The sequence below is a fragment of the Paenibacillus assamensis DSM 18201 genome (assembly GCF_000422445.1).
Lineage (GTDB): Bacteria > Bacillota > Bacilli > Paenibacillales > Paenibacillaceae > Paenibacillus_B > Paenibacillus_B assamensis.
Window position 1 is genome coordinate 214,510 of the sequence record NZ_KE383838.1, and the last position, 25,648, is coordinate 240,157.

The following is a 25,648-nucleotide window of genomic DNA, read 5'->3' on the forward strand; positions in this document are numbered from 1 at the left end:
CATATTTATTATTAGATGATAATTATTATCATATTATTCTTGTTTCAATATAACATATCGAACCCAACTTATCAATAATAATTCTAATTTAGAAATAAAACTAAAGGACAAGTCTATTCTCTCCATAGACTTGCCCTCATTCAAATCCATATTCCATTTATTCGGACACGTTCAACACATGAGCGTCTGGCACAATGTCCAACAACACATCCACCATATGTGGATGGCAAGTGGTCCATATGACTTGATGACGAACTAGCAGATCCGGCAAACAAGACAGCGTCGCACGAAGTCGAGCCTCGTCAAAATTCACAAATATATCATCCCAAACAAATGGAAGCGACGTCCGTTCAGACATCCCATCCGCCAAAGCAAAGCGCATCGCCAAATAGACCTGCTCTGCAGTTCCTCTACTCAATTGCAAACTATCAAATAATTTCCCATCCATACGCTCCACAGCAATAGAATCACTGCCAAACGGCGTCAGCACTCTCACATATCGCCCTTCTGTCATACGCTGTAAATACTGACTCGCACGTTGAAATACAAGTGGCTGCTTCTCCTCTTCATAACGCTGTCGTGTGCGCCTTATCAGCGTTTTCGCAATGGCATGTACAGCATATCGTTCAGCCTGTGTATCTAGCTTCGCTTCTAAGGAAGCTTGCTCTTGAACAATATGCTCGTTCATAATACGCTGCCTTAAACTATCGATCTCTTGCTGCACTCGACCAAATTGGCGCTCGACTTCACGCTGCTGTTCCTCATGACGTTCGACTTGATCTAGAAGCATACTCACTTTCTGAGCAAGCTCCTGCTTATCATGTTTGATTAGCAACGCCTCTATTGGAATGAAATCTGCTTCAGTACCGCCACGATAGCAAATGGCTTCTACTTGGCGCAATTCTGTACGTAATTGCTTATACGCTGCCGCTTGACGTTGAAGCGCAAGAAACTCATCTTCCCCAGTGCTCCCTGCTTCTTCCCATAATTGTTGATGCAATCGGGATGATTGGTTGCGCTCTGCTTGCAGTTCTTCCTGTTTCAGATCAAGCTCACGACGTTGCTGTTCAAGCTGACGGAACATAACAAAAGACTGTTCTTCATGCTCCATCCGTTCTTGCAAACGAACGATAGAAGAAAATAGTACCTCCCTTAATTCAATCCATCGCTTACTGTCAAATGGTAAAGCAGGAATGAGCTTCATGCCGCCAATGACATCCACATCTTCCATATTCGCTGCACACTCATCACCTGATGACTGTAACGCTTGTTCGGCTTGTTGCATAATGCGATAACATTTATCCCAATAGGATTGAACTTGTTCCCATAAGCGATGCTCCCGTTCACGCAGCCTCTGTATCTGCTGATGAAGCTGGATAGCTTGTTCCACACGACGCAAATGCTCCTGCACATTTGTCGAACTCCAACATTCCGGCATCGCATGCTCTTGAAGCCACCTTTGCCATGCTTGTTGATTCAGCTCGACATGTTGAATAGCAGCCTCTACTTCTTGAGCAGATATGCGAATACGACGTTCTGCTTGTTCAACCTCATCTGCTGACGACTGTCGTCTACGCTCCAATCGCAGCCATTCTTCCTTCCAGTCCAACACCATTTGCCATGATAATTGAACGATCATTTCTTTCCGCTCTCCTTGATGTTGGGAGGACACAATAGGTAGAATAGGTTTCAAACCTTTTACAATCTCTTCTCTTATACCTGCAATCTGCTGCAGCGCTTCTGTATGTGGATGCTCTGTTTGCACAGTTTGTAGCGATGCACCCGCAGAATAATCCTGCTTCCAGCCTTCTAACACAAACAAAGAAATAGAAGCTCCAATGATACCTATAATAAACAGCATTCCGGCCGCTAACCATAGCCCGTTAAACCCTAATACAGCAGCTGTACAAGTACCCATCAACATTAAAATAAGGGCTGTAATACGATGCGACGACTGGCCCTTGCTACGGCTAATACGGCTATTACGAGCAGATCTACTACCTCGATGAGATAGGCTTCCATCATCCGGCATTGCTTCATCTTGTCCAGCGTTCGCGGACACCTTTGAATTTGGGTGACTCAGCAGCCGGTCTTCTGCCTCCTGCAATTGAACCCACAGGCGCTGTACACGCTCTATCTCGTTAGCGTCAGGTGACCACCCGCTATCTGTTACTCCCGCTGACTTATGCGCATCACAAGCTAACTCCGCTTGTTCCCACCCATTTGTCAGCTCACTGTATTCCCGCATCTTTCGAGCATGTTCTTGAGAAACCGTATGTTTGTCTCCACTAACTCGCTCCGTTTCGGATTGTATACGTTCAACTTCATGACCTAATGAGTAGGGCCAATCTCCCTTATAGAGCTGTTCTGGTGTCCAATCTGGTCCAGCTTGTCGTGCTAACAGCTGCAATTCCGCTGTACAGCTATCTATTTCTAGCATTATTTCACGTGCAGAATCGGCCCAATGCCTAACCGTTTCGACCATACTGACCAATCGCTTTACTTCGGCAGCAGACTGCAATACTTCTTTGCGTGGAGACAGCTTTCTTAACTCCAGTACTATTTTCCGCTTGTCCAATTCCAGCTGCTCTTCTCGGAGCTCCAATCGCTCACGTTCACGAGTGAATGTCTCCCAGCGCTCATCCCAAGCCGCATGCCATGATGCGGAAGATTGCAAGTCAGCGAGTTGAGCCTTTATTGAAAGCAAGCGGACCCAATCATCGGAAATATGAAGAGCACGTTCCATCCACCCTCGGTCCTGCTTAGTCTGCGCAATTTCATCATGCAGTGAAGAACGCAGCCGTTCCAATTGTTCCTGCTCCTCATACAACGATTGCAGCTTCCCCTGCAATCGCTCCGCATCTCGCTTCATCTTATGTACACGATCTAGATGATTCAAAGTAACTGCGATCAGCTGTGTACGCCCCCGCTGCTTGAACAAATGATCTAACTCCTGCTGCAAAGCCTGCTCGCTTAATACAACCGATCTCCCCGCCTGAAAGCCGCTGTCATACATAAATGCACGCAATTCATCGCCCTGCAGCGTATGTACTGCATGCAGCTCATCGAGAGAAATGGCGAAAAGTCGACCGAATAATTCAGGATGCACGCCGCCTAACAGTTCCCGTTCCATGTCCGATTGGCGCAGTTCATATATGGCTCCATCATTGCCGAGCCTTTGAATGGCAGTATTCCCATCGACTTTGTTGTTGGATCGTGAGAGCAGCCATCTAACACCTTGCACATCTGTCGCTTCCATTCGACCTGCAAACACTTGCTCACCTGCTATGCCATATCGATCCGAGGAGCGTTTGGGCCTGCCGTAAAGCATCATTTTTATCGCATCTGTTATCGTGCTTTTACCTGACTCATTTGGACCCAAAATAACCGTCAATCCATTTGACGAGAAGGAGTAGGACTTATTGTGCAAATGACCGAGCCGCTCTATATCGACACGTTCGATTCTCATGTCAGTTGCTCCTCTCCATGCAGCATTTCGGCTGCCAATACTAGTGCTTCCTCCAACCATTTACGCCTAACTTCTATAGACTGATTTCCCAACCACTGCTGCAGCTTAGCATTCCCACCTAAAGCTATCAAAGCCTCCTGTAAAAGCACTTCAAGAGCCTCATCAGATTCATATACTTGATCTGTCATTCGAATGAGCTCACCTGCAAAAGATTCCGATTCCCTCCATGCTTCCAGTTCAACGACCGCTTGACTATGTATACGAAGCTGAATCGGCCATACCGCATCAAGCCCCTCTTCTAAACGAAGCCGCTCCGCCTCTCTCCACGCTTCTTCTAGCTCTATTGCCAATCTCCCACGCTTGAGTTCTGTATGCAGTGGAGAAGAACCTATCAAGGTCAGCCGAGCACAGCTCAAACGCTCTGAGCCACGCAATCCCTCTATACGAGCAAACATGGCCTCTAACAGCTCCTGCCTCGTCTCAATTCCCTGCAAAGATAAACTTTCATCAAACCATCGAACATCATCCAAAGGATGAAAAACAAGCTCAGTAGCTCCATCCTCTTGAACGTCTACCACATAAACGCCTTTCGCACCTGTTTCTTTTATATGCCTGCCCTGAATATTACCCGCATATACGATATAGGGTTGTTCCTGTATAACTTCCCGCTTGTGGATATGTCCTAGCGCCCAATAGTCATAACCTTTTCGAATTAAATCCCCTCGTGAACACGGTGCATATGGATCATGTTCAGCACGTCCATCAACCGTTCCATGAAGCATGCCAATACGATACATGCGCTCTGATGATGGCATTGAGTCTCCATTGACCACACTATCAACTTGCAATGTATACTCCTTCACATGACACTCTGGCTGTTCAGGGTATTGAAGAGACATATTGTCATAGACCGCCTTCTGGCCGTAAGACATACCTGTTACGACAGCTACAGGCTTACCAGATCGATCATATATGAAATGAGAGGATGGCTTATCAGTACCAAATACCGTTACTCCAGATGGCCATGACCAATTCTCTTCTGTCGTCAATGGATCGTGATTACCATGTATAATAAACACAGCTATCCCTTTGTCAGATAACCGTTTCATACCTCTCTCTAATCGCCATACTGCTCTTAACGAACGATGCGTGCTGTCATGCAAATCTCCGCTTAGTAGAATGGCATCCGCTTCTGCTTGGATCGCCAACTCGACAAGTCGGTCCCACGCTCGGAACACCCCTTGCTCTAATCGCTCCTGCAGCACATCCGGCAGTGATTGCAGCCCACGCAGTGGACTATCAAGGTGAAGATCTGCCGCATGGATAAATCGCAGCATTCTGCTCATCGGCATCCCTCCCTACGAACATACTTTCTCTCTAGTATAACGAATAAGCCGATGCATCGCTATGCATCGGCTTATTTCATACACAGGCTTAATTATATTGTCGTTCTATCTCATATTCATTGATTAGGCATAGACTACCTGCCTTACTTCCGATACGCAAGGTAGATTTGCTTCAGTTCGTGCACAACACGCGATAAAGAATACACCTGCTTTGCTTTAGACCATGCTGATCTCGCCAGTTCATAGCGGAAAAAGGAATCTGTTATTACCCGCTCCAACGCATTGGTCAACGCTCCAACATCATTAGGAGCAACTAGCAATCCATTTACGCCATCCTCAATTTGTTCCGAAATTCCACCTACATTGGTTCCCACCAGCGCCAACCAGCACAGGGCAGCCTCTGCAAATACAGAACCGAACGCTTCTGCACGAGACGGGAGAACGAATATGTCAGAAAACGGCATGAACTCCTCTGGATGCAGCATGTAGCCGTAAAATATCGTTTCATCGTAAATGTCTAACTCTACAGCCATCTGCTCTAATTGCTTTCGAATCGGGCCATCTCCAATAATATGGAGCACGAACGGATACCCTCTTCGCTTCAATTCCGCACAAGCATGCAGCAGAACATCCAGCCCCTTTGCAGGTACAAGACGACATACCGTTATTAATTGAGGAACCTCGTTATCATGTGCAATTGGCTTGAATCTTTTCTCATCGAATCCATTTGACAATACTTCAATCTGCTCAGGCCGCTGGACATACGCGCCCAAGTAAGACTTAAATGACTCCGACACGGTCATAATCTTATCCGCTCTCGCTTCCAGCTCCTTATAGATCGATGTTAAAAATGTATGTTCAATGCTTCCTGGCTTAATATGCTCATTTAGTATAAGCTCTTGCTCATAACTAGAATGAATCGTCACAATGAGCGGGGTATCCGGGAACAGCCGCTTCATCGCTAGCGCAGCGATTGGATGATGCGCATGAATAAGATCATAAGGCTGCTGGATACGCAGCTTGGTCCACCATATATAATCTCGATAGGTCTGAATATATTTTTGTACGATAGGAGAACTCTCATACTTCTCCCAATTAAAAGTTTCAAATTCTACACTTTCTTGACCTTTACCACGAATACGTTTAGGCAGTGAGAATAGCTCCATTGACCAGTTAGAGGACTGGAATCGCTCCAATAAGTGAGGAATCATGGAGGATACACCGCCGGGCTGTTCAGGCGGGAAGAACAAAGCTTGTAAAATCTTCATAGTTGGCCCTCCTTTTTCTTCGCATTTCACACACCATCGTTTATAATATATTAGAAGTTAAATAACAGTAAAGTACAATATTAGGAGTGCCCCCATGTACGAGAATGTGAAATTGTTGTTCACAGATAGCGACATCATCGCACTAACGAGTATGTGTCACTTATATATCATGCTTATTATGATGCTGATGGCTTTTCGCCTGTATATGAAACAACGTTCAAATGCTTATATATTACTTTTCCTATCTGTCGTCATTATGGCGTTGGATCGATTAATGATTATTAATGACTCAGCTCTGGACAATCCGACACAGCAAGTGCTCGGCGCGGGAAGATCCGTATTATTCATGACCTCATTTTTAATGATTAATGTCGCCATCCTGCGACTATACAAACGATTCAATCGCAAAATGCGCATGCGTTTCATGATCTTATTTCTAGGCGTGCCAATCACCTCTTACTTATCTATGCTGTTATCTCCGGATGGCAGCTATATCGAGATTACAGCATGGCCGCTTATTATTTATCAAGTCGTCATCGCATTATTATGTTACAGGTGGATCGCCCCAAAAATCAATCAACGCACTCGCTACACCTGTGCGATCCTTGCCTACCTTGGCGTACTGCTTACTATATTTATTAATGTATTGTGGTACGGCGGCATGAGTGAGTCACTGCTCATTACGAAGCTGTTTATGATTTTAATTTATTTTACAATCGTACTGTTTATATTCTTTGAACGAATTATCGAAAATTTACAAACTACGTATCGTTCTTCCATTACCGATGGATTAACAGGATTGTACAATCGTCGCTTCATGTATCAAAGAATGAATCAATATATTGCAAAAAGCCAAAAAGTATCCGTTATCTTTTGTGATATTGATAATTTCAAACGACTCAATGATACGAAGGGCCATCTTGTAGCGGATGAAGTGTTAATAAAAGTCGCCCAAATTGTCAGAGATGAAGTGGATGATTGTGGGTTGGCGGGAAGGTTTGGTGGAGAAGAAATTATTGCATTTGTTCAGCCGAAGCAGAAACAACTGTCTCCCGCACATATTGCTGAACAAATTCGAGCACGAGTTGAAGAAGAAACCGGCTCTACGATTAGCATCGGCTACAGTTCCCTAATGAAAGGACAATCAATCGAGGAACTCGTTCGAGAAGCAGATCAAGCGATGTATCATTCCAAGCAAACTGGCAAAAATCGTGTTACTTGCTATCAAGAAATCGAAGGGAAAATTACACCACTCAGTTCGTACTAATTTCATTTTTCATACGTCAACTATGCCACCATACATATAACGAACAAAACCTCCAGTTCCACTAGCACAGTGGGACTGGAGGTTTTTCATGCATTCATTTCTCAATGCGTATTGAACAATCGAGCTAACCATTATTGTATATCGCGTTTTTTGAACACCCAAATGGAAATAAGAAGCAGCGCTAACATGTACAGCGTAAAAATACCGAATGTAAAGCCAAATGTTACACCTTCTATTGGTGGCTGACCCATATAATACGATTTCCAATTAAGATGTGGAAACACCGTATACTTATACCATGGTTTTTCAGCAATAAAGATGGAAAGCATACCAGCCAACGAATTCAAGATAACGGCAATACTAATGGAAAGCCCTAAGCTTCTTGTCAACACAGCTGCTGTGAACGCAACCAATATATAAAACAATTCATTTGGCAGAGTCAAAAAGAATGGAAGAATGGTTCCCTCCCACAACACATTAATTCCGCCAGCAGAAGAGTCAAATAAAATAAACGCGGCAAGTGCCGTTACAAGCAGCATAGCCAAATTAACGAACAAGACGACTAAAATAATCGTAACTAACTTGGACATTAGTATCATTGTTCGGCTAGCAGGTCTAATCAGCAATTGCTTAATCGTTCCATCTTTGAACTCATCTGTAATAATCTGCGATGCAATGACGATGGAAAAAATACCTGTAAACACACTCGTAATCCCAAAAATAAATGAAGTGAACCCCACACTGCCCACTTCGCTACCGCCTTCGGATTGAGACCATAACTGAAGTCCAATTGCAGCGGCTAGAACGACAAATAAGAAAATAAGGTAGTACGGCAGCTGTCTCTTGCTCGTTATCTTCATCCATTCATTCTGAACTAATGATGTAAAGTAACTCATTGAATGTGACCTCCTTTCGTCATCGACAAGAACTTGTCCTCTAATGTTTCCGCAATAGAGCGTACTTCATAAATCTTGATATGATGACGAACGAAGTGTTCAACAACTTCAGGTATTTGATCGCGAGTAAGTGTAAGCGTTACGACGTTATTCTCCACTTGTGCTGGTTGATAGGAAGTTCCCTCCAACGACTGTACGGCCGTTTCCCCTTGCTCCACATGGAATTGAATCGTACGAGTCGCCTGCTGCTCTTCTGTATGCTTCGTGTCAAGAATTTGTTCTCCTACATATTTACCATGTTGGATAACCACTACTCGGTCACACATAAGCTCGATTTCTGATAGCAAGTGACTAGATACCAAGATAGAAATGTTCTCTTCTCTAGCTAAACGCTTCAAATAATCCCTCAGCTCTCTAATTCCGGCAGGATCAAGACCATTGGTCGGTTCATCCAAAATAAGAATAGATGGCTGATGCAGCAGTGCTTGTGCTATACCGAGACGCTGCCTCATACCTAGAGAGTAGTTCTTCACCTTTTTGTCCAAGGCCTGTTCCAACTCGACAAGCTTAACGATATCATCTATACGTGATTGAGAAACAGCTTTCCCGCTCATACGCGTAAAGTGCTGAAGGTTCTGTCTGCCGGTCATAAACTTGTACAACTCTGGATTTTCAACAATTGCCCCAACATGAGCCATCGCCTCAGCCCGATTCTTGACCACATCATGACCCTCTATAAGAATGGTACCCGACGTTATACTCATTAAGCCGACCATCATTCGAATTGTCGTTGTTTTCCCGGCACCATTAGGGCCCAAGAAACCATAAATCTCTCCACGCTTTACCTGGAAGGAGAGCTGATCAATTAGTGTTTTTCCACGAATTTTTTTGGTGACATTTCGCAGTTCCACTACGATATCATTCATCTGTTGTTGACCCCTTTCATCTATCTCTGTATCCAACATCTGCGATACGGTTGTTCACACAAACTTATTATCCATTTATCCGTTTGATGAACACTATGTCCTTACGTTTCAATAGCTGCTTAGTTTCGTTACAATATCTTAAGAAAATGGAATCAACTAGAACATTGCATGCAATAGCCTACGTTCGGTACACTATTACTATAGTAGTATTACACAATTAATAATTGTTCAAGCAGGAGTTCAGCAGAGCCTTACCATTACGATTAAGCTTGATTTGGTTTGGCTTGGCTAAGCTCCCCAACTCCGTTGTTATCTGAATTTACATTTACTAAAAGGAGCAATAACTCAAGTATGACCAACATCAATACCCAACCTATCCTCCCAGAAACGTATAAGCAGCAAATGAAACAGATGCTGGGAGAAGAAACAGAAGCATTTTTACAGAGCTTTTATAAAGAACGTACGTACGGACTGCGCATCCATCCCCTTAAGTGGGAACTGCATAAAACGAAACTAGAGCCAATGATGAGCACCTTTTCCCTGCAATCCGTGCCATGGTGTGACGAAGGTTATTATTACGACTCCACTACACGTCCAGGCAAACACCCGTATCACGCAGCAGGATTGTACTACATCCAAGAACCGTCTGCCATGTCCGCCGTTCAATTGCTCGATCCACAGCCAGGCGAGATCGTCCTCGATCTAGCAGCTGCACCAGGTGGGAAGACGACACATATTGCTGGACGCCTGCAAGGCAAGGGACTGCTTATCGCAAATGAAATACATCGTGAACGCGCCAAAATATTAGCAAGCAATGTGGAACGAATGGGATGTACGAATGCAATCGTTACGAACTCCGATCCAGATACACTGGCAGAGCGCTTCCCTATGTTCTTTGATCGCATTATGCTCGATGCGCCGTGCTCTGGCGAAGGCATGTTCCGTAAAGATCCAGATGCTATTCAAGAATGGTCTCCTGATCACGTGACATTGTGCGCAACTCGTCAGTGGGACATCATTCAAGCCGCGGTTAAAATGTTAAAGCCTGGAGGTACAATCGCTTACTCCACATGTACGTTCAATTACGCGGAAAATGAACAAACGATTGAACGTTGGCTGGATCGTTATCCAGATTTTACACTTGTGAAACAAGAACGCATATGGCCGCATAAACAGCGCGGAGAAGGCCATTATGTAGCTGTCTTACATCGTGCTAGCCATCTTGAAGATACAGCAGAAAGCACGATTTCATCTGTTTCCGTTGCTATGACGTCGTACGCATCTAGTGATACTTCAACTCGCTTTGAAAAAGGAAATAAAGGAAAACAGAAAAAGGCAGCTGGCCGTAAGCACAATCCGTCTTCAAATGCAGATGGCGTATACGAACAGTTTGTGCAATGGACGCGCGAATATATGCCTAGCTGGCAAACTCCTTTGTCCGGCAAGCCTATTCTGTTCGGAGAGGAACTATATTGGCTCCCAGCTCCATCTGATTTCAGCGCGGAACAGAGCAATTGGCTGGAAGGAAAGTTGAATGGACTTCGTGTACCACGTCCCGGCCTGCATCTCGCCCATGTGCTCAAACAGCGCATTGAGCCTGCTCATGCATTGGCGTTATCTTTGCTTGATCCGACATCTGCATCATCATCTATTCAGTTGTCTACAGCAGCGGATGTAGCAGCCATACAGAAATACTTGAACGGTGAAGCATTACTGCTTGATCAAGATATACAAGTTAACAGCAGCGAAGTTACGAAAGGCTGGACGCTTGTCGCTATCGATGGTTTGCCAATTGGCTGGGGTAAATTAGCTAATGATATGATTAAAAACCATTATCCAAAAGGATTGCGTGCTGTCTATCTGCTCTAGCTTTCATCTACTCTCGTGTACGTATAACGAACCGCGGCCACTTAAATATAGCCGCGGTTCGTTATCATATCATGATTCAACTGCACACTCATGTTATGGGCAATGCATATTTACTTTTCTGTGTAAAATACGCTCTTCCTACTCGTCATCTACATGTACGTAAAATAAAGCATCATCAATTATTTCATCGTGGAACATCATGTTCAAATGCAGTGCTGTAAACGATTGTTCCTTTGCCAGCTCTTGCACGATCGATTCTCCTATATAGTGTCGCTCACGGCTCGTACCAGGAACTCTAAAGTCTATAAAACCCGACAATTGCTCACCTTCCGTATTAATCGTCACCAAACCTGCTGGCAACGAGCCTCCCTGCTCCGTATAAATATCATACATCAACGTATCTCCATCATCTCTTGCGAGAATGATTTGAATGCCAAGTGCCTCACTTGGATGTGGGGGACAAATTGCTAATTCATGCTTGTAGTCGCCTATATGCTGTTGAAGCCCTTGATTCGATGTCGTTAGCTTGAGCGTTGAATAATCCTGAACGACGATCCCATCGTCAGTTTGATCCTCTTGATAGGCATCATCGAGAACATACTCATCATCAACTTCATATTCTTCCTCCTCATCATCATCCCATTCCTCCCACGATGTCTCAACAGAAGAACTTACAATATGCGAATATTTACCATTAATAACCTGCAACTCTCGCTGCTCGGCATCTACTGCATCAGACAATCGATCAATGTAGCGCTCTACGACTTGTTCCAATTGATGCTCCATCTCACTTGAGCTTAGCACGTCTTCATCGATAATAAGCGTACTGTATAACCTACTTCCTTCCCGATACATGACGAGCAACGTCGCCGTATATACGCCATCTATGAGTATATCGATAGCTTCTGCCCCTGCCGTTACAAAGTCCGGTCTCATTTCTAAGCGATACATAATAACCCCCTGCTTATTCTGACAAGTATTAATCAACATTAGCATGCCATGCTATCCGGTTAGACATGCGCCCAATTACAATCACCTTGGACAATCGCCTATACCGAGACGTGATAGAAGCATATGATACGGTATGCCGAATGACGGAAGTTCCGCCGCATCAATACATCTGCACGGAACCCTGTACCCCCTTCGGTAGAGCTAACTACAAGGGTAGAGGAGGAATGAGAAGATGGGCGCAGTAGGAGGATACTACAATTCGATAGGTGTTGTTTTGGTATTGTTCATCTTGTTGGTCATCATCTCTCGTGCTTTAACTTACTGATGCCGCGAACGATGGCAACACCAAAAAGGAGGGGACTGCTCCCCTCCTTTTTCGGCGTTCACCTATTAAGTTAAGAAATATTTCTTCAGTACTGCATGAACACCGTCATCATTATTCGATAACGTAATTTCATCTGCCGCTGCCTTCACATCGAGCGGTGAGTTATCCATTGCAACGCCAATACCAGCAAATTGAATCATGGTCATGTCATTATAATAGTTGCCGACAGCCATTACATTCTCGCTCGAAATGCCGCGCAGCTGCGTTAAATGCTTCAAGGCGTTACCTTTCGTTGCTTCCCTATGCATAATATCGATAAAGAAATCGCCAGACCGAATAAATTGGACCTTGTGATCCCATAGACTCAACGCCTGTTGAACACGATCCATATCTTCTTTGTAGCCACTCATCGTCAGCTTCAGAACAGGGCTTGGTAGGTTGTCCCAGCCTGGGAAATTCTTCGGTTCAATTAAAAATTGCTTATACGTATCCAACCAATCCGCGGAAAGTAGATCAACTTGGTTCACATAAAGGTCAAAGGCTGTGTTGATATCATAATGCACCTTTTCTTCATTGCAGTATGTTAAGTATGGCTCTAGATCCATTTGGCTCAGCTCAAATTGATGAAGCATGCTTTTATCTTTAGAAGCTACTGTAGCCGCTCCATTATGAGTAATAACAACACCTTCTAGACCCAACTGCTCCAAATAAGGCAATGTACTCACAGGGCTTCTACCCGTACATAATACGATCTCCACGCCTTGAGCAGCAACTTCGCGAATCGTATTCGCATTCATCTCAGATAAAGAATGATCATCATGGAGCAAGGTTCCATCCATATCAAGGGCAATCATTTTAATGTTATTCATGCTGTAAACCTCCATCTGCTGTTTTCAAACTAACTAAGAAGCCAAGAAGCTAAAAAGCTAAGTAGTAGCTTGCTGCAAAGAAGCCAGTTCTTCCTCACGCAATTCCCGCCATTGTCCAATTGGTAGCTCAGAATCGAGCTGCAAAGGTCCCATCGTTAGTCGTTTTAAATACACAACTTGCTTGCCTACTGACTCAAACATGCGCTTTACCTGATGGAACTTTCCTTCGGTAATCGTCAGTTCAATATGGCTAATCACTTCTCCCGTTGCCAGTGACTCCTTGCTCTTTATGACAAGCTGTGCTGGCTTCGTTACATAACCATCATCCAACGTTACTCCGAGTGTCATGGCTGCTACATCCTCTTCTGTTACCTCCCCACTGACACGAGCGAAGTACGTCTTCGGCACATGCTTGCGCGGAGCTAGAAGTTCATGTGCCAGCTTGCCATCATTCGTAAGCAGCAATAATCCTTCTGTATCTTTATCAAGTCTTCCGACTGGGAATGGCTCAAAGCATAACATCTCGTCCGGCAGCAAATCAATTACGGTTCGCTCCCGACGATCTTCTGTCGCAGAAATAACCCCTGGCGGCTTATGCAGCATAATATAAACATACTCTCGATACTCCACTTTCTCTCCATCGAATCGCACATCATCTGTATCGGGTTCCACTTGCTTGCCGCTGTCTTTGACAGCAGCACCATTCACCGTTATGAGCCCAGCCTTAGCCCATCGTTTAATCTCTGAACGGGAACCAAACCCCATATGTCCGAGCAGCTTGTCCAATCTCATTTTAGCCATTAGGTTGTCCACCTCCATGCAGCTGGATATTCATTTTTCAAAATACCATCCACCCATTTGCCGAAGCCAAGCGGACAATTTTCTAATGTTATCATAACGTAACCTTTCCTATCTTTCACACCCAAATCGGAAACGGTGCATAGGCGTTCCGGATCAATCGTCAACGTATCGCCTCGTAAATAAGCAATCACTTCTTGCTGTTCCAATTCCAACGGCAATACACGAAGCATATCGCTTGGCTGCAAAGCAAGTGCTAACGCATGAGAAGGCTCAAAGCGTCCATTTTTCAACGTGCCTAAAAACAGGCCTGGTCGTGCAACTTTCAACTTTAGCAAGCTTTCCACTGGAAGCGGACAATCATAGGCATAGCTGCCAATACAAGCATTTAGCTCATACCTGTCATTCAATAGCTGTTGCTTGCTCCACCCTGCATACGTATCGATATATTCACGCTCTGGACGGCGCAGTCCTTTCGGTAGTCTTACCATCTGATCTTTGCGAGAGTCTGGTTTATGGGTCTGCTTCCCTTTACCCTTCTGCTTAGGACGGCTAGAGACATGAGATAGTTTACGAACTGCACCAGCATCTGCTGTCAGTTGTTGCAAGCTTGCAGCAGAGCGAGCTGGTCGCTCTCCCTCTCGTTCCAATACCGCAACATAATGACCTTCGCCATTTACTCTGTGGGGCCATAAGCGTATCGTTCCTGCCGTTGCTTCAATTGCTTCATCTGAAGCCTCCCAGCCCTGCTCTTCCATACATGCTCGCGCCCACTCTGGTCGTCCCGCTTCCATTCCGTGTTTCAAATCTACCGCTCTCACACGGAAGTCAGAATATTTGGTTAGGAATCGTGCAATCGAAGCTTCATTCTCTTCAGGAGAGAATGTACAAGTCGAATAGACTAGGCGACCTCCCGGAGCAACAAGCTTGGCAGCACTGTCCAATATTTCCTGCTGCATGGCCGAGTAAGCAGTAACCGGCTCACGTTCCCATGCACGAACCATATCAGGGTCTTTGCGGAACATTCCTTCTCCAGAGCACGGTGCATCCACGAGTACACGATCAAACCATTGTGGAAAAGCATCGGCAATTCGGGATGGGTCTTCATTTAACACAACCGCTCGTGTGACTCCGTACAGCTCCATATTTCTTACAAGTGCTTTGGTCCGATCCGGATGAATGTCATTCGTAACAAGCACTCCATTTTGCCCAATTCGGGATGCGATTTGAACCGACTTTCCTCCAGGTGCTGCACATAAGTCCAGCACATAATCCCCATCCTGCGGCTCCAACAGCTCAACTGGCGCCATCGCACTCGGTTCCTGAATATAATAGAAGCCAGCATGATAATAAGGATGCTTGCCTGGGCGAAGTGAAGGATCAATATAGAATCCATCCTTCGTCCAAGGTATCGGCGTCAATTCCATGGGGGCAATTTCTTTCCATGCCTCTACACTTTTTTTAAGCGTATTTACCCGCAATCCAGCATAAGGCGATATATGATAGCTGTGCAAAAAAGACTCCCACTCCTCGCCAAGTCGATTTTGCATCTGTTCGATAAACATTTGAGGTAACGTCTTCATTTTGCCATCCTTTCAGTAGCTATTGCACATAGGAAATATGCAACAACCCAAACAACATCTCTAAATAGCATATCACGTCTGGCTATTTTTTTGAAAGAAATGAAGGGGTAACTGTGTCGAAAGTTGTCTTATCCGTGGTTCTCCCTACTTAAATCTTTCATTTTTGTCACATTAGCTAATTTCACGATATTTAAGCTCGCATGCCCATCCATAAGTTGATATGATAATTTAGTTACTAGAAAGGCATTGGTCATACTCATGACACAACAACAAGATGAACATGACATTAGAACACAAGAAGGAGGTAATGCCCCAATGCTACGTATCGAACAGCTGTCCCACTCCTTTCGCAATGGAAATGAGGTCACTCCCGTCCTGCAGCACATCGACTTTCAAGTAGAGAAAGGCAGCATGGTCGCACTGCTAGGCAGCTCAGGATCAGGCAAATCAACACTGCTCAATTTGATGGCAGGCCTTATGAAGCCTGCTGAAGGAAATATTTACATAAACGGACAGAACATCGTAAAGATGAATGAAAATCAACTCGCTGAATTTCGTAGAGGAAATATCGGATTTATTTTTCAAGCCTATGAACTGATTCCGAACTTAACCGTTATTGAAAATGTTGAACTCCCATTCGTGTTCCAAGGCATCTCTCCTCGTAAAAGACGTGAGAAAGCCCAACATTTACTCGAACAAGTCGGCTTACCAGACAAAGGAAAGATGTTCGTCTCTCAACTATCAGGCGGCCAGCAGCAGCGCGTAAGTATCGCGCGCTCCCTTATTACAGAACCGTCTGTTATTTTTGCAGACGAGCCTACAGGAAACTTGGATACGAAAACAGAGGATGAAGTCATTTCCATTCTGAAGCAGCTCAATAAGAAAATGAATACAACCTTTGTTATCGTTACCCACGAACGAGAAGTTGCAGAGCATACAGAACGCGTACTAACCCTTAAAGACGGCCAACTTATTGAAGACGCAGTAACAACAAATGCGCAAGCAGCCGGCTACGATATAGGAGGCGTACATACATGAGGTTTGGTGACTATATCCGCATATCTTTTGACCAGCTTCGCAGGCGTAAAGTCGTCACCATGTTATGTGCCATGGGCATTTCGATCGGCTGTGCAGCAATTGTCGTAGCGATGAGCATTGGTGAATCTGCCGCCCAATATTCAGAAATGCAGATGAGCCGCTGGTTTAAGCTTGATGAGATTACCGTCTCTCCACAAAGTACGGGACAATCTGGTGATCCATCTGCAAAGCCTGAAGTTGATGAAGGGTCACTACTTACTTCACAGAAGCTTGAGCTGATTCGTACATTTCCACACGTACTAGCCGCTGCTCCGATGGAGGAGATCGGTCACTATCAAACGAAACTAGCCAATGGAACTAGTTCTTATGCGCAAGTGATCGCAACTGATCTGAATAGCTTGCAAGCTTTCGGTCATCAAATGCGTTTGGGCGCTGTCTCGGATTTGCCTCAAACCGTAATTGCTAACTTTGGTGCAACATTCGGATACGTAGATGAAAAAGCAAGACAATCGCTCTACGATAAGCTGCGTCAAAATCCATATGATGATGAAATATACAAGCAGCTCGAAAATTTAGATCGTCTACCAGCGAACTTATACCAGCAGTCTATTCAATTTGTTCAGTACGACCAACAATCTGGTCGAGAATTGCTTTCACCTCCGCTTCGGGTAACGGGCGTACTGAAGAAACCGGATAGCCAAACCGACAATATGGCAATGAACCAGAAAGTTATCTATGTATCTCTCGAAACAGCAGAATGGTTGCGTAAGCAGCCAGGATTTAGACCCATTGAATCAGATTCTTCCATGAATACGGTATCAGCAGGTATCGAGCATTATCCGTTAGTGACAGTAAAAGTAGATAGTCAACAACATATAACGCAAGTGGAAAACAAAATTAAGCAGCTGCGTCTTACTGCAAGGAACAACTTAGAACAAAAAGAACGTCTTGAAAAACAATTTGCTATGGTGCGCACGATCGCACTTGGTATCGGCTTATTTGTTCTATTCATCGCTTCTATTTCGATTGTTGTTGCCATGACAATGTCTACTCATCAACGTAGACGTCAGATCGGCATTATGAAGGTGCTTGGTGCTAACTTAAGGCAAATTCGCAACATGTTCATCGTAGAAGCTACGCTAATTGGTCTTCTGGGTGGAATTATGGGGGTAATCCTCTCTCATTGGATTATATGGGGAATTAACGGCCTTGTACTTTCGAGCGGTGCTGAAGCTGCTGAGATCCTATTTATCGCGCCTTGGATTATACCGTTGGGTATGTTCTTCGCGATTATTACGGGAATACTGGCTGGACTATACCCTGCAATCAATGCGTCTCGTACAGATGCTCTGACAGCCATTCGCCGTGATTAAGCCGTGACTAGTATATGTAAATTAGAAGAGGAGCACTCCCGATATGAAAATAAAAAAAATAATCAAATGGACGATTATTCTCGGATTGTTAGGCGGTATCAGCTATGGGCTATATTCATTTTCTCAGCCTAAGACAATGCCGTTAGATACAGCAGCATCTCAAGAGCTTACCTTCCCCGTTACAAAGGAAACGTTAGTAAAGACAATTGCAATAACAGGTAAGTCATCTTATGTTAGTGAAACGATCGTATATGCACCATATAATGGAAAAGTGAACAAGTGGAATGTCAAGGACGGGCAACAAGTGAAACGTGGTGACACGTTGTTCCAGCTAGATCCAACTTCTATTCAACAAGAGATTACAAGAGCGGAAACCGAAATAAAGAAACAAGATCTCGAAGAGCAGCTAGCTAAGTTCAAAGGTGAATTTGCAACAAACGAACAGAATGCTCCGTTGACGGAAGAAAGCTCTAAGCAGCACTATGTGCAAAAAGAAACGGAACGGGTACAGAAAGAAATCAATTCCCTTACCCGTACCATTCAACAACAAGATATTGCAGACAAAAAATCAAAAATAGCTCAATCTCATTATATCGCTCCTGTGTCAGGTATTTTCCTCTATGATGATGCGGCTAAGCTTCCGCAGCAAGTACAGGAAAATATGCGTGTAGGCAAAATTGTAGATGTGAATCAACTTCAGCTTGTCACTTATGTCGGGGAGCAAGATATCTTCTCGCTTAAGCCAGGCATGTCCGTTGAAGTTGAACTAACGGCGCATAAAGATATCAAGTTAAATGGTGATGTTGTAAAAGTATCTAAATTCGCTAAAACAGGAGCAGATGGTACGGTTGTATCGCCAGCTCAATTCGAAGTAATTGTAAGTCTAGCTAAAAATCCAAATCTGATTGCAGGCCTTAGCTTAAACGGAAAGGTTGAGGTGGAACGCAAGGATAGCACGATTGTTGTACCTACACTTGCAGTTATGAAAGACAACGAAGGCTCTTATGTAATGCTCAAAGGCGCTGATGGTACAGTAAAGCGTCAAAATATAAACGTAGGTTTGGAAACAGCAGACAAGACAGAAGTGCTGGAAGGACTAAAGGCTGGAGAGCAAGTAACTCTGCAATAATTCATTTATATGAATAGCATGTGAAACGAACAAAAGCAGTCCTCCCAAGCAAATGGGTTGGACTGCTTTTGTTATCATATCTCAAGTCGTGCTATGGTGTTGTTTCGTTCGTTTCGTCCACATGTAAATCGATGTCATCCAAGCTAACAAGCTGTATCAATTCAGCATCCGTTATTGGAATGGTGATATCTCTTGGCTCAGCTTGAGCTCCTTCTTCACTAGACACAAGTTCTAGTAGTAAAGCTGTCTCTATTCGTACAGTACCAAGCGCAATGCCCATACAATTATCCGGATATAGAGCCAGCTTATGTAAAGCTGCTTCCCATAGTTTAATTGCTCCCACCGTATTATGGTGGTGCCAATGATGCAGTCCCACTGCCACTTGCAGCAATCCTTGATAAAATGGTTTCCGGCCTTCTTCCAGCCAGAGCTCCTCCATCACATCATGGCAAGTATAGTAGTCACGATGTTCATTGAACAGCTTCAGAAAGCGGACGAACAATCGATCATAGGACGTTCTCATCCTTCTGACTCGCCGCTCTTTTTCTTACATTCTTTAATCAAGAGACTAAGGTCTTCTTCCAATTGTTTGAATCCGGTGAGGTCACGATCCATCCACAAACTGTTGAATTGACTTTGGAAGGCTATCGCTTCACTAATGCGATGGTAGAAGTACAAGTCTTGAATAAGCGTCAAACATTTCTGGACGAGCTTCGCATCATCCTCGAAACTCTTTTGAGCATCCAATATTTCTTGACGAATGCTCGACATCTCATTATCGAGAATAAAGGCAGCTTCCGCAGACTTTTTCAAGCGCTCTCGGACTTCATCAGGCAAGCTGTCCCGATATTTGTAATTCAAAGAATGTTCAATCGTAGCCCAAAAGTTCATGGCCAATGTACGGATCTGAATCTCAGCAAGCACATGTTTATAACCTAACGCCGTCTGAACTGGATATTCTACAATCATATGAAAGCTGCGGTAGCCGCTTTCCTTAAAATTCGTTACGTAGTCCTTCTCATAAAGAACAGTCATGTCCTTACGATGTCGGATCAATTCTGCAAGTGAATGAATATCTTCTACGAACTGACACATGATTCGAATACCTGCGATATCCTCAATTCCACGTTCAATATCATCCATATCGATAGATAATCGTTTTGCCTTCTCCAAAATACTCGAAATCCGCTTAATGCGTCCCGTAACAAATTCTATTGGCGCATATTCCTCACGCTTTTTTAACTCGCTGCGCATCGTTTTGAATTTAACTTTCAATTCTTCGACAGCTTGTTCATAGGGCAGCAAAAACTTCTTCCAATCTCTTCCGTCCATAACGAACGCCTCCTGTCCGTTCCCATCGTTCATTGTATGCGGTTAGGTATGTTAACGTTGTCTGACTTTATTATAGGTAATTATTTATGATCTCGACCAACTGCCTCAGATATATGTCGGTAGCCATCACGCTTTAACAAGGTCTTCAAACCCGTCGTTATCTCACGGCTAATGCCAGGACCGCGATAAATAAGCCCTGTATACACTTCCACCAGGCTTGCACCGGCACATATTTTTGCGTATGCATCTTCAGCTGTAAATACACCGCCCGAGCCAATTATCGGGATACGCCCGCCCGTATGACGGTATACTTTCCGAATAATTTCTGTAGAGTGCTCAGTCAATGGCTTGCCGCTCAAGCCGCCTGCTTCCATACGATTCGGATGATTGGTCCCTGCACGCGACAACGTTGTGTTCGTAGCAATAATTCCAGAAACCCCGCTCTGCACGATTGTCTCTGTCATAGGAATCAAATCTTCGTCTGTTACATCAGGTGCTATTTTAACAAGGATTGCTTTATTTTTCTGATTTTTATCATTTAGTGTCTGCATTTCTGCCACAACTGCATTCAGCAAAGAGCGCAGCTCATCACCATGCTGTAAATTACGCAAATTAGGCGTATTGGGAGAACTAATGTTCACCACAAATAAGTCTGCTGTATCATAAAGTTTACGTATACATGACAAATAATCCTGCTCAGCCTGCTCATTTGGCGTCACTTTATTTTTGCCAATGTTCACCCAGACAGGAATACGTCGTTCCTTTACGTTGGAAAGACGATTTAGCATTTGATCTGCACCTTCATTATTGAATCCCATGCGATTGATGAGTGCTTCATCTGGAGGGAGTCGGAACATGCGAGGCTGCTCATTGCCTGGCTGCCCGACTGGAGTAACGGTTCCTACTTCCATAAATCCTAATCCAATGGAGGAGAAGCCTTCCACAGCGGCGGCATTTTTGTCTAACCCTGCAGCGAGTCCGATCGGCGAATGAAAATGTAAGCCAAATAAATCGGTCGCAAGTGCTGGATCTTCTTTTACCCCATATATCGAACGCATCAGCGGCTTCATACCAGGAACTTTACTAGCTCCTGCAAGCCCTCCGATGACGAGGTGGTGTGCACGTTCTGGATCCATTCGAAAAAATATCGGTTTGCCAATGCTGCGGTATATCAATCGTTCCACTCCGTTCTTCGCTCTTCATTAAAATAGCTTTATATTTTATTATGTTATCTATTCTAACATAAAAAAGGGGTTCGGTCTCGAAAATACGCTTAATCTTATACAATTTCGCGTATCCATCCTATCCTATTTTACTGATTTCCAATCAAAATGAAAAGAGATCGAAATACAATAACTTACTAGCCATCTACATAGTAAGCGATTACAATACATATAGGAATACATACGAAAGGTGATGAATTTTATGAGTGCAAAGCGAATGCCGCCAACTCGAAAAACAAAACAAGAAGCACAGGTAAACCGCAAAGCAATCTACATCGTTGGGAGTTCATTGCTTATTGTTACCGTCCTACTAAGCGTATTTATTTTACTGAAATAAAAATCTACTTCTACTAGCAAAAAGAGGTCTGCTCCTTCCACAGAGCAGACCTTACTTTTATCCTTACGTTATTACATTACAATTTAATCCAACCATTTGTAGACTTTATTCGGATTCTCTTGTCCCGGTGTTAGAGGTATACGGTAACGCTCATCATCTGCCGGGACAACGGTTACGTCTGGCAAATGTCCCGACGTAATGGTCACTTTCGTTCCCATCGCCACCAAATCAAACAACTCCTCCACGTCCGCATTGGACATCCGAATACAACCAAGTGATTCGTCTTGTCCAATAGAATCCAGATCATTTGTCCCATGAATAGCATACTGCGTATGAGACAACGCCATTCCACGGCTGCCATATGCACCTGAGGAACTGCCCTTCGGATTGACCACTTTCTCTGATATAACGAACGAACCTTCCGGTGTACGCTCTCCGCCTAATCCTACCTTATAATTGCGCAGCATGATGGAACCGCTCACGACAGCCAATCGATGTGACTTTTTATCAATAATAATGCGAAGCGGCTCTTTGAAAGGATTCGCAGCCAATGTCGCCCACTGCTTGTCCAGCGCACGCTTCGTCTTAGGTACAGTCTTCACGGCAAGTTTATTATGTACATCTTTATACACCTCTGACCATTCTGCATCTATCCCTGAAACTACATTACGAGGATAGCCCTTCGCTAGCTCACTGACCGATGCTGGTGGCAGCTTCCCTTGTACTAGCACAGCAGCATGTGTAGACATCGCCATTAAGCGATGTTCTGCATCACGAGCCCATGCAGCAGCTTCCTTTGCTGCTTGTATACGTTCTGGCTCACATTCGCAATCTGCATCTCCCGGGAAATACGTTTGGCTGCTTCTACTTTCACTTTGCGCTTTACTTTTAACGATTGCCCATACCTGTGGCTCCGTTGTCCAAATACTCCATCGGCCATGCTTCTGTAGGGTAACCAGCGTGGATGACTGATTCTGTTTCGCAGCCTTTACTACAGCTTGTCTCAACTGACGATCACTCTGGGCTGAACTCGTCTTTTCCACATACACTACCGATCCATGGCCTGGTACAGGCAAGATATGTCCCTTATCTGGCTCTTCCTCTTTACCCTCAGATTGTTTATCCACAGGTTTAGAAGTTTGAGGCTCACCTTCAGGCTTTGTCTGGGTAACCTTGTCTACATTGCGCTCGGTTGACGGCGCCATCGCATCTTCTCCTATTACGATAGGTGCTATTAATAGCAATAGAAGAAGAGCTGCAAACACTCTCATTCCTTGTTTGATACGATTGCGCTTTCTCATCCGTTTGTGGATTGCTTGCACCAGCAACATTTGTTCTTCCTGAAAACGTTCTATCGGCAAAGGCTCATTCTCAAAGGCCTTATATATATCACCTGCTTGGTTATAACAATAGCTAGCTTTACGCAGCTGGCCGTCTTTTTCATATTGCTTCCCCAGTAAATACCATGCCATGCGGTTGTCAGGATGAGATTGTACATACTTCTTCATATAGGCTTCGTCTTTTTCCGTCCATTCATCCAGCCGATTGTTCATTATGCCCTCAACTCCCCCTGGCTCTATAATTTCTATATCGGCAATTGTGGACCAGATCGCAAGTGTTCCTTCGTATGAAAATATATATATATTTAAAAATCCCCGCCGAAGCGAGGATTTGGTTGGTTGGTTGTATTCTCTTTATAATCTCTATATAACTTAGTTGAATGGTGTATCAGCAATCTTGATGGAGTCTGTTGGGCAGCCATCGCATGCATCTTGCATGTCATCAAACAGGTCTTCAGGAATTGCCTTCACACCCATGTTGCCATCTCCATCATAAATTGTTTCTGCTAGACCTTCATCATCGTAGTCATAAACGTCAGGAGCCGTTGCTCCGCAAGCACCACAAGCGATGCACGTGTCTTTATCAACCCAAGTATATTTTCCCATTGGTAGTTCCCTCCTGGTATTCAAGTCAGATCGTCTTGATTCCTCCGTATTCAAATATAATACAAACAAGTCTCAAGTTCAAACGATTTCCATCTTTTTTATAATAATTCTAGATAGTATTTTCACCTAAATTTGTATAAACTATTATGTCCAAAATGACTGCCATACAGCTATTTCCAATCCTCACCATCCCGATTCTCAAATTCTCGCAAGAAATCCGTTTGCAAGGAGGTTCCCCTTACACGATGATTTCGGATAAGCGCGGAAGGATCATCTCCTAGCATTCCCAACATAACGACCGCATTTTCACCATATTTGTTACGTAGACTGTCTACCGTCTCATTCAATTTGTCTCGCTTCGGTTGTTGTTCATAGGCAAATAAATCAAGCTGCACAACTGCCTCTTCCTTAGGAACTAAATTCTGCCCTGTAATTCCCAACAATCGCAAAGGTCCACGACCTCGCCAATGACGCTCGAACAGTTTCCATGATGCTTCCACCAAATGCTGCGCATCATCTGTCGGTGTATCCATCGTTAACGAGCGCGTAAACGTCTTCATATCTGGAGTGCGCAAGGTTAACTGCACCGTCTGCGCCATCATGTGCTGCTTGCGCATGCGACGAGCCACTTGGTCAGCCAAATTTAGCAGCACTCGGCGTATATCCCCATCTGATTCAACGTCCTGCGGCAAAGTCGTTGTGTGCCCAATGGACTTGCTGGCTTCCCTCTCAGCCCGAACTTCACCATGATCGATGCCATTTGCGGCTTGCTTCATTCCTATTCCAAATACGCCAAAATGGTTCTCCAACCGCTGCACATCTGTCCGGGCAAGCTCACCAATTGTATGAATACCAAGACGGCGCAGCTTTTCTGCCGTTTTACGCCCAATTCCGAACAACTCTTGACACGGACGATGCCACAGCTTGTCAGCCACATCACGTATTCGCAGTACCGTAATGCCGTTCGGCTTTTTCATGTCCGATGCCATTTTAGCAAGCAATTTATTCGGCGCAACACCAATGGAGCAAGGTATGCCTAGCTCCTCACGAATACGCGTCTGCAGCTCTTCTGCGATATGCATTGGAGTTCCGAACGATTTTGAACCTGTTATATCTAAATAACACTCATCAATAGATACCGCTTCCACTAATGGTGTATAGGAACCAGCTATATGTAGAAACGCACGTGAATATTTACGATATAAATGAAAGTCTGGCTTAATAATGATAAGAGACGGGCATATTTTCTGAGCTTCACGAACACGCATACCTGTGCGAATACCGTAACGTCTAGCCTCATAAGAACAAGTTACAATAATTCCTTTACGCTGCTCGATGCTGCCCGCTACAGCAGTCGCCTTATGTTGATACGTATCCGGCTCCTCCGCTGCATGTACAGAACAGTAAAAAGCGTTCATGTCCAAATGAAGAATGACTTTTCCCTTTGTCGGGTAGTAACGATGTACATTCTCATCGGGAGTGCTCTCTTTCATCTCGTATCTTCCTTTCTTCACTTAAAAGACTAAGACTTTCTCAGGAAAATGAAAGGCTTTTATGTGGTACATCGCAATACTATATCTTGTAACACAGATGCTTGTTCTTCCTATGTATTGTAATACATTTATACTCTTCATTGTTCTTTGGAGCATTAATCGGGTGACGCAGGAAATTACTGCTATACAAATGCAAACGCAGTGCTATAA

22 protein-coding genes are annotated in these 25,648 nt (G+C 44.2%); 7 read left to right on the top strand and 15 right to left on the bottom strand.

All coding sequences use genetic code 11. From position 1 onward, the window contains the following. Window positions 1-157: 157 nt before the first annotated feature. From H580_RS0119425 to H580_RS0119435, 3 genes are all read right to left on the bottom strand, one after another. Window positions 158-3,469 carry an AAA family ATPase gene (locus H580_RS0119425; RefSeq protein ID WP_028596260.1) on the bottom strand — a complete coding sequence of 1,104 codons (3,312 nt, stop codon included), beginning with the start codon at window positions 3,467-3,469 and terminating at the stop codon, window positions 158-160. Further along, the gene (locus H580_RS0119430; protein WP_051217582.1) at window positions 3,466-4,815 is read right to left on the bottom strand and encodes a metallophosphoesterase family protein; all 1,350 of its coding nucleotides are present in this window, start codon (window positions 4,813-4,815) and stop codon (window positions 3,466-3,468) included. The genes H580_RS0119425 and H580_RS0119430 overlap by 4 nt, the downstream gene beginning before the upstream one ends. Before the next feature lie 143 nt (window positions 4,816-4,958). Continuing rightward, entirely contained in the window at window positions 4,959-6,083 is a 1,125-nt protein-coding gene (locus H580_RS0119435) for a glycosyltransferase family 4 protein (protein WP_028596262.1), read from the bottom strand. A 94-nt stretch (window positions 6,084-6,177) separates the two neighbouring features. Here H580_RS0119435 and H580_RS0119440 point away from each other — a divergent pair, with 94 nt between their 5' ends. Continuing rightward, window positions 6,178-7,350, top strand: a complete 1,173-nt coding sequence (locus H580_RS0119440; protein WP_051217583.1) for a GGDEF domain-containing protein — start codon at window positions 6,178-6,180, stop codon at window positions 7,348-7,350. 131 nt (window positions 7,351-7,481) lie between these two features. On the opposite strand, the gene H580_RS0119445 is transcribed toward H580_RS0119440, so the two are convergent. After that, entirely contained in the window at window positions 7,482-8,246 is a 765-nt protein-coding gene (locus H580_RS0119445; protein WP_028596264.1) for an ABC transporter permease, read from the bottom strand. Next, window positions 8,243-9,172, bottom strand: coding sequence for an ABC transporter ATP-binding protein (locus H580_RS0119450; RefSeq protein WP_028596265.1), 930 nt, complete (start codon window positions 9,170-9,172; stop codon window positions 8,243-8,245). Before H580_RS0119450 ends, H580_RS0119445 begins: the two co-directional genes overlap by 4 nt. A 351-nt stretch (window positions 9,173-9,523) precedes the next feature. Here H580_RS0119450 and H580_RS0119455 point away from each other — a divergent pair, with 351 nt between their 5' ends. Further along, window positions 9,524-11,041 (top strand): RsmB/NOP family class I SAM-dependent RNA methyltransferase, encoded by a 1,518-nt coding sequence (locus tag H580_RS0119455; RefSeq protein ID WP_028596266.1) that lies wholly within the window; start codon window positions 9,524-9,526, stop codon window positions 11,039-11,041. A 138-nt stretch (window positions 11,042-11,179) separates the two neighbouring features. Here the strand turns inward: H580_RS0119455 and H580_RS25615 are convergent, their stop codons facing one another. Beyond that, window positions 11,180-11,992 carry a hypothetical protein gene (locus tag H580_RS25615; protein WP_051217584.1) on the bottom strand — a complete coding sequence of 271 codons (813 nt, stop codon included), beginning with the start codon at window positions 11,990-11,992 and terminating at the stop codon, window positions 11,180-11,182. A 232-nt stretch (window positions 11,993-12,224) separates the two neighbouring features. Here H580_RS25615 and H580_RS25995 point away from each other — a divergent pair, with 232 nt between their 5' ends. Continuing rightward, the gene (locus H580_RS25995; RefSeq protein ID WP_084509389.1) at window positions 12,225-12,317 is read left to right on the top strand and encodes a sporulation protein YjcZ; all 93 of its coding nucleotides are present in this window, start codon (window positions 12,225-12,227) and stop codon (window positions 12,315-12,317) included. A gap of 65 nt (window positions 12,318-12,382) precedes the next feature. On the opposite strand, the gene H580_RS0119470 is transcribed toward H580_RS25995, so the two are convergent. The 3 genes from H580_RS0119470 to H580_RS0119480 are packed head-to-tail and all read right to left on the bottom strand — an operon-like array spanning window position 12,383 to window position 15,567. Continuing rightward, complete coding sequence (locus tag H580_RS0119470) at window positions 12,383-13,186, bottom strand: Cof-type HAD-IIB family hydrolase (RefSeq protein ID WP_028596267.1); 804 nt, start codon at window positions 13,184-13,186, stop codon at window positions 12,383-12,385. A 57-nt stretch (window positions 13,187-13,243) separates the two neighbouring features. Next, window positions 13,244-13,978: a pseudouridine synthase gene (locus tag H580_RS0119475; RefSeq protein ID WP_157283037.1), complete on the bottom strand. Its 735-nt coding sequence runs from the start codon at window positions 13,976-13,978 to the stop codon at window positions 13,244-13,246. Window positions 13,979-13,986: 8 nt separating this feature from the next. After that, a complete protein-coding gene (locus H580_RS0119480) occupies window positions 13,987-15,567 on the bottom strand; it encodes an RsmB/NOP family class I SAM-dependent RNA methyltransferase (protein WP_028596269.1) in 1,581 nt (526 codons plus the stop codon). Between the two features lie 315 nt (window positions 15,568-15,882). On the opposite strand from H580_RS0119480, the gene H580_RS0119485 reads away from it, so the two are divergent. Genes H580_RS0119485 through H580_RS0119495 form a run of 3 tightly spaced genes read left to right on the top strand, consistent with a single transcriptional unit; the run spans window position 15,883 to window position 19,107 of the window. Continuing rightward, window positions 15,883-16,605, top strand: coding sequence for an ABC transporter ATP-binding protein (locus H580_RS0119485; protein ID WP_028596270.1), 723 nt, complete (start codon window positions 15,883-15,885; stop codon window positions 16,603-16,605). Further along, a complete protein-coding gene (locus H580_RS0119490; RefSeq protein WP_028596271.1) occupies window positions 16,602-17,978 on the top strand; it encodes an ABC transporter permease in 1,377 nt (458 codons plus the stop codon). The genes H580_RS0119485 and H580_RS0119490 overlap by 4 nt, the downstream gene beginning before the upstream one ends. Window positions 17,979-18,021: 43 nt before the next feature. Next, window positions 18,022-19,107 (top strand): efflux RND transporter periplasmic adaptor subunit, encoded by a 1,086-nt coding sequence (locus H580_RS0119495; protein ID WP_245583603.1) that lies wholly within the window; start codon window positions 18,022-18,024, stop codon window positions 19,105-19,107. A 91-nt stretch (window positions 19,108-19,198) separates the two neighbouring features. Here H580_RS0119495 and H580_RS0119500 read toward each other — a convergent pair whose 3' ends face one another. The 3 genes from H580_RS0119500 to H580_RS0119510 all read right to left on the bottom strand — a co-directional run bounded on the left by H580_RS0119500 (window position 19,199) and on the right by H580_RS0119510 (window position 21,614). Beyond that, window positions 19,199-19,630, bottom strand: a complete 432-nt coding sequence (locus H580_RS0119500; protein ID WP_028596273.1) for a DUF309 domain-containing protein — start codon at window positions 19,628-19,630, stop codon at window positions 19,199-19,201. Next, complete coding sequence (yjbM, locus tag H580_RS0119505; protein WP_028596274.1) at window positions 19,627-20,439, bottom strand: GTP diphosphokinase; 813 nt, start codon at window positions 20,437-20,439, stop codon at window positions 19,627-19,629. The genes H580_RS0119500 and yjbM overlap by 4 nt, the downstream gene beginning before the upstream one ends. Before the next feature lie 80 nt (window positions 20,440-20,519). Continuing rightward, window positions 20,520-21,614, bottom strand: coding sequence for a quinone-dependent dihydroorotate dehydrogenase (locus H580_RS0119510; RefSeq protein WP_028596275.1), 1,095 nt, complete (start codon window positions 21,612-21,614; stop codon window positions 20,520-20,522). A gap of 250 nt (window positions 21,615-21,864) precedes the next feature. On the opposite strand from H580_RS0119510, the gene H580_RS26860 reads away from it, so the two are divergent. Continuing rightward, the gene (locus H580_RS26860) at window positions 21,865-21,999 is read left to right on the top strand and encodes a hypothetical protein (RefSeq protein WP_273015255.1); all 135 of its coding nucleotides are present in this window, start codon (window positions 21,865-21,867) and stop codon (window positions 21,997-21,999) included. An 83-nt stretch (window positions 22,000-22,082) separates the two neighbouring features. Here the strand turns inward: H580_RS26860 and H580_RS0119520 are convergent, their stop codons facing one another. The 3 genes from H580_RS0119520 to H580_RS0119530 form a co-directional block, all read right to left on the bottom strand. Next, window positions 22,083-23,552 carry a L,D-transpeptidase gene (locus H580_RS0119520; RefSeq protein WP_028596276.1) on the bottom strand — a complete coding sequence of 490 codons (1,470 nt, stop codon included), beginning with the start codon at window positions 23,550-23,552 and terminating at the stop codon, window positions 22,083-22,085. A gap of 159 nt (window positions 23,553-23,711) precedes the next feature. Then, on the bottom strand, window positions 23,712-23,945 hold the full coding sequence (locus H580_RS0119525) for a ferredoxin (RefSeq protein WP_028596277.1): 234 nt from the start codon (window positions 23,943-23,945) through the stop codon (window positions 23,712-23,714). Window positions 23,946-24,115: 170 nt separating this feature from the next. Further along, window positions 24,116-25,438, bottom strand: coding sequence for a DNA polymerase IV (locus tag H580_RS0119530; RefSeq protein ID WP_028596278.1), 1,323 nt, complete (start codon window positions 25,436-25,438; stop codon window positions 24,116-24,118). Window positions 25,439-25,648: the final 210 nt, after the last annotated feature.

Coding starts and splice junctions, on each gene's coding strand:
- H580_RS0119425 (WP_028596260.1), bottom strand. CDS start 3,469: ATGAGAATCGAACGTGTCGATATAGAGCGGCTCGGTCATTTGCACAAT.
- H580_RS0119430 (WP_051217582.1), bottom strand. CDS start 4,815: ATGAGCAGAATGCTGCGATTTATCCATGCGGCAGATCTTCACCTTGAT.
- H580_RS0119435 (WP_028596262.1), bottom strand. CDS start 6,083: ATGAAGATTTTACAAGCTTTGTTCTTCCCGCCTGAACAGCCCGGCGGT.
- H580_RS0119440 (WP_051217583.1), top strand. CDS start 6,178: ATGTACGAGAATGTGAAATTGTTGTTCACAGATAGCGACATCATCGCA.
- H580_RS0119445 (WP_028596264.1), bottom strand. CDS start 8,246: ATGAGTTACTTTACATCATTAGTTCAGAATGAATGGATGAAGATAACG.
- H580_RS0119450 (WP_028596265.1), bottom strand. CDS start 9,172: ATGAATGATATCGTAGTGGAACTGCGAAATGTCACCAAAAAAATTCGT.
- H580_RS0119455 (WP_028596266.1), top strand. CDS start 9,524: ATGACCAACATCAATACCCAACCTATCCTCCCAGAAACGTATAAGCAG.
- H580_RS25615 (WP_051217584.1), bottom strand. CDS start 11,992: ATGTATCGCTTAGAAATGAGACCGGACTTTGTAACGGCAGGGGCAGAA.
- H580_RS25995 (WP_084509389.1), top strand. CDS start 12,225: ATGGGCGCAGTAGGAGGATACTACAATTCGATAGGTGTTGTTTTGGTA.
- H580_RS0119470 (WP_028596267.1), bottom strand. CDS start 13,186: ATGAATAACATTAAAATGATTGCCCTTGATATGGATGGAACCTTGCTC.
- H580_RS0119475 (WP_157283037.1), bottom strand. CDS start 13,978: ATGAGATTGGACAAGCTGCTCGGACATATGGGGTTTGGTTCCCGTTCA.
- H580_RS0119480 (WP_028596269.1), bottom strand. CDS start 15,567: ATGAAGACGTTACCTCAAATGTTTATCGAACAGATGCAAAATCGACTT.
- H580_RS0119485 (WP_028596270.1), top strand. CDS start 15,883: ATGCTACGTATCGAACAGCTGTCCCACTCCTTTCGCAATGGAAATGAG.
- H580_RS0119490 (WP_028596271.1), top strand. CDS start 16,602: ATGAGGTTTGGTGACTATATCCGCATATCTTTTGACCAGCTTCGCAGG.
- H580_RS0119495 (WP_245583603.1), top strand. CDS start 18,022: ATGAAAATAAAAAAAATAATCAAATGGACGATTATTCTCGGATTGTTA.
- H580_RS0119500 (WP_028596273.1), bottom strand. CDS start 19,630: ATGAGAACGTCCTATGATCGATTGTTCGTCCGCTTTCTGAAGCTGTTC.
- yjbM (WP_028596274.1), bottom strand. CDS start 20,439: ATGGACGGAAGAGATTGGAAGAAGTTTTTGCTGCCCTATGAACAAGCT.
- H580_RS26860 (WP_273015255.1), top strand. CDS start 21,865: ATGAGTGCAAAGCGAATGCCGCCAACTCGAAAAACAAAACAAGAAGCA.
- H580_RS0119520 (WP_028596276.1), bottom strand. CDS start 23,552: ATGAACAATCGGCTGGATGAATGGACGGAAAAAGACGAAGCCTATATG.
- H580_RS0119525 (WP_028596277.1), bottom strand. CDS start 23,945: ATGGGAAAATATACTTGGGTTGATAAAGACACGTGCATCGCTTGTGGT.
- H580_RS0119530 (WP_028596278.1), bottom strand. CDS start 25,438: ATGAAAGAGAGCACTCCCGATGAGAATGTACATCGTTACTACCCGACA.